The following is a 2,937-nucleotide window of genomic DNA, read 5'->3' on the forward strand; positions in this document are numbered from 1 at the left end:
ATGCTGCGGATCCCGGCCGTCCAGGACCGCCTGGACGCCACCGGGCGCCGCCTGGAGGTCATGCTCGGCTACTCCGACTCGGCCAAGCAGCTCGGCCCGACCAGCGCGACCCTCCGCCTCTACGACACCCAGGAGGCCCTCGCCGCCTGGGCCGCCCGCAACGACGTCAGGCTGACGCTGTTCCACGGCCGCGGCGGCTCCCTCGGCCGCGGCGGCGGCCCCGCCAACCGGGCGATCCTGGCGCAGGCGCCGGGCTCGGTCGCGGGCCGCTTCAAGGTCACCGAGCAGGGCGAGGTCATCTTCGCCCGCTACGGCCACCGCGAGATCGCCAAGCGGCACGTCGAGCAGGTCACCAGCGCCGTCCTGCTGGCCTCCACCGATGCCGTCCAGGACCGCGCCCGCGAGGCCGCCGCCCGCTTCCGCCCCCTGGCCGACAAGATCAGCGACGCCGCCAGGGCGGCGTTCCGCGGCCTCATCGAAACCGAGGGCTTCGCCGCCTGGTTCACCCAGGTCAGCCCCCTGGAGGAGATCTCCGGGCTGCGCATCGGCTCCCGCCCGTCCCGCCGCAAGGCCGCGCAGGGCCTGGAGGACCTGCGAGCCATCCCGTGGGTGTTCGCCTGGACGCAGACCCGCGTCAACCTTCCCGGCTGGTACGGCCTGGGCAGCGGCCTAGCCGCGGTCTCCGACGACGGCAAGGACCTCACCGGACTCCGCGACGCCTACGAGGCATGGCCCCTGTTCAACACCCTCCTCGACAACGCCGAGATGAGCCTGGCCAAGTCGGACCGCGCGATCGCCGAACGCTACCTGGCCCTGGGCGACCGCCCGGAACTCACCGAGACCGTCCTCGCCGAGTACGACCGCACCCGCCGCCTGGTCTTGGCGGTCACCGGCCACGAACGCCTCCTGGAGAACCGCCGCGTCCTCTCCCGAGCCGTGGAACTGCGCAACCCCTACGTGGACGCCCTCTCCCACCTGCAGCTACGAGCCCTGACCGCCCTCCGCGCCGGCGTCTCGGACGACGAGGAACGCGCCCACCTGGAGGCTCTGCTCCTCCTGTCCGTGAACGGCGTGGCCGCAGGCCTCCAGAACACCGGCTGAGCCGTGTGGGAGGACGGTCAACGGGCCGGGTGCCGCTTGACCTTCTCGATCAGGCCCGCGAACTCCGCAACGGACAGGGTGAGGCGTCCACCGTCCGGGTCCTTGCTGTCCCGCACCCCGATCCCGGCCCCTGGCGCAAGACGTCCCAGCTCAACGCAGTGCTGATCGTCAACACCGCTGCTGTGAGTGCTCTTGCGCCACTGCATGTTCATGTGTACTGCTCCAGGTACCGCTCGACGAGAGAGCGCGAAGCATCCTCCGGGAGGGCCTTTGCGCTGATGTGCTCAAACTTAGCCCAGAATTCCCGGACTTCGCCTGGCACCTCGATCAGTCGCCCACCATTCTGCGCACCCGCGTACGCGACATTCCGCCCGTCCAGGCTGATGACCTGGAACGGGCCGTCGAAGCCGCGATGCGCACCCGCCGATGGCTGAACGAAACGCACGATGACGTTGGGACGCTCCATCATCTTCCGCAGGTGCTCCAGTTGCGCTCGCATCACTTCTCGGCCACCGACCTCGTAGGACAGGACCTTCTCGTCCATGAGCACCCAGAGGAAGGGCGGCTTCTCGCGGTCGAGAAGCTTCTGCTGACGGGCGGTGCTCGTTGATCTCCGACTCGGTGTCCTCGGCCGTCCCGGTCTCAACGAGGCCGCGCATGTACTCCACCGTCTCAAAGGGCCTGGGGATCGTGTGGCCGTGGTAGACCCTGATCTCGTCCGCCTCCTGCTCGTACTTGACGAGCTGCCGCCCCCAGTTGGGGTCATGCGCCATTCGGGCAAACCACAGCAATAGCTGGAAAAGCCAACCGGTGCCGTAGTGCCTGTCGAGCGCCCGCATGTGGTCGTCGTGCGGGCGCCGCCGACCCGCCTCGAAGTGGGATACAGCACCTCGCGTAATCCCCATGATCTCCCCGCACTGGGTAAGTGATAGTCCAGCCTTCTCGCGCCAAAAGCGCAGGTAGAAGGCCAGAAAGTGCCACATGGAGATCTTGGGGTCGAGCGGGTCGCCATGATCGGCATGGCGTTCTCCCTGTATACAGATCAGCTGGCTACAGGCAGAACATAGAACTCTGCGGTGATCCTTGTCACGGGAAATCGGAATCTCGGACAAGGACGGGACGATGACGATGGCGGCGACCGAAGAGTCGATCATGGCCCTTATGGGCACACCGGCCGCAGTGGGGCTGGCGCGCACTTTCGTGGATACGCGAATCCGCAAATGGGACTATTTCCATATTCTCGACAGCGCGCTTCTCGTCACGTCGGAACTCGTGACCAACGCGGCCCGCCAGACGCCGCACGAGAAGATCCGCCTCCAGCTCAGCCGGGACACCTACGGCGTGATCATCGCCGTCTGGGACGCGGCCCACGAACTGCCCCAGGCCAGGCCGATGACCGAACTCACCCTCGAAGACCTCGACCTGTCCGAGGAGGCGTTCGATGACAACGGCGGCTGGGGCCTGCACATCGTCCAGGTCTTGTCCGCCAAGTGCGGCGTCATCGGCGACCCCGCCGGCGGCAAGTGGGTCTGGGCAAGGATGCACACGTAGCGGACCCGGTCTGTCTTCACGACCACAGCGGCAACACCCGCGCGGGCCACGTGATCGCGGCCCGCCGGCTGATCGCGTGCTACCGGATGTGGCACACCGGTCGCCTCGCCACCGACTTTCGGCGGAGGCGGCGCAGCGCGAGCTGCGTCCCGCCGCCGCCGGGGACGAGACCGACGCTCACCTCCGGCAGAAGGACCTTCTGGGCGCCCTCGCCGCCGCACGCACCGCCCACCCGTCCCACCTCCGCGAGATCGCCAAGCGCTCACCGGGCGAGCCGCACCGCCA

4 protein-coding genes and 1 pseudogene are annotated in these 2,937 nt (G+C 68.3%); 3 read left to right on the forward strand and 2 right to left on the reverse strand.

Annotated elements, in window-relative coordinates:
• A partial coding sequence (locus tag AB0C35_RS45890) for a phosphoenolpyruvate carboxylase (RefSeq protein ID WP_358470962.1) occupies window positions 1–1,101 on the forward strand: 1,101 nt, incomplete at its 5' end.
• Between the two features lie 17 nt (window positions 1,102–1,118).
• Here AB0C35_RS45890 and AB0C35_RS45895 read toward each other — a convergent pair.
• Both AB0C35_RS45895 and AB0C35_RS45900 read right to left on the reverse strand, forming a co-directional pair.
• Window positions 1,119–1,313 (reverse strand): DUF397 domain-containing protein, encoded by a 195-nt coding sequence (locus AB0C35_RS45895; RefSeq protein ID WP_358470965.1) that lies wholly within the window; start codon window positions 1,311–1,313, stop codon window positions 1,119–1,121.
• Window positions 1,310–2,255: pseudogene (locus AB0C35_RS45900) on the reverse strand (helix-turn-helix transcriptional regulator). The gene AB0C35_RS45895 and the pseudogene AB0C35_RS45900 overlap by 4 nt, the downstream one beginning before the upstream one ends.
• Here AB0C35_RS45900 and AB0C35_RS45905 point away from each other — a divergent pair.
• Window positions 2,224–2,652, forward strand: coding sequence for an ATP-binding protein (locus tag AB0C35_RS45905; RefSeq protein ID WP_358470968.1), 429 nt, complete (start codon window positions 2,224–2,226; stop codon window positions 2,650–2,652). The pseudogene AB0C35_RS45900 and the gene AB0C35_RS45905 overlap by 32 nt on opposite strands.
• 88 nt (window positions 2,653–2,740) lie before the next feature.
• On the forward strand, window positions 2,741–2,937 hold a 197-nt coding region (locus AB0C35_RS45910), incomplete at its 3' end, for a hypothetical protein (RefSeq protein ID WP_358470971.1).

Origin of the sequence: Spirillospora sp. NPDC048819 (genome assembly GCF_040650055.1) — a bacterium.
Taxonomy (GTDB): domain Bacteria; phylum Actinomycetota; class Actinomycetes; order Streptosporangiales; family Streptosporangiaceae; genus Spirillospora.

Bases quoted from the DNA above. Each gene is read 5' to 3' on its own strand.
- AB0C35_RS45895 (WP_358470965.1), bottom strand. From the start codon at position 1,313: ATGAACATGCAGTGGCGCAAGAGCACTCACAGCAGCGGTGTTGACGAT.
- AB0C35_RS45905 (WP_358470968.1), top strand. From the start codon at position 2,224: ATGACGATGGCGGCGACCGAAGAGTCGATCATGGCCCTTATGGGCACA.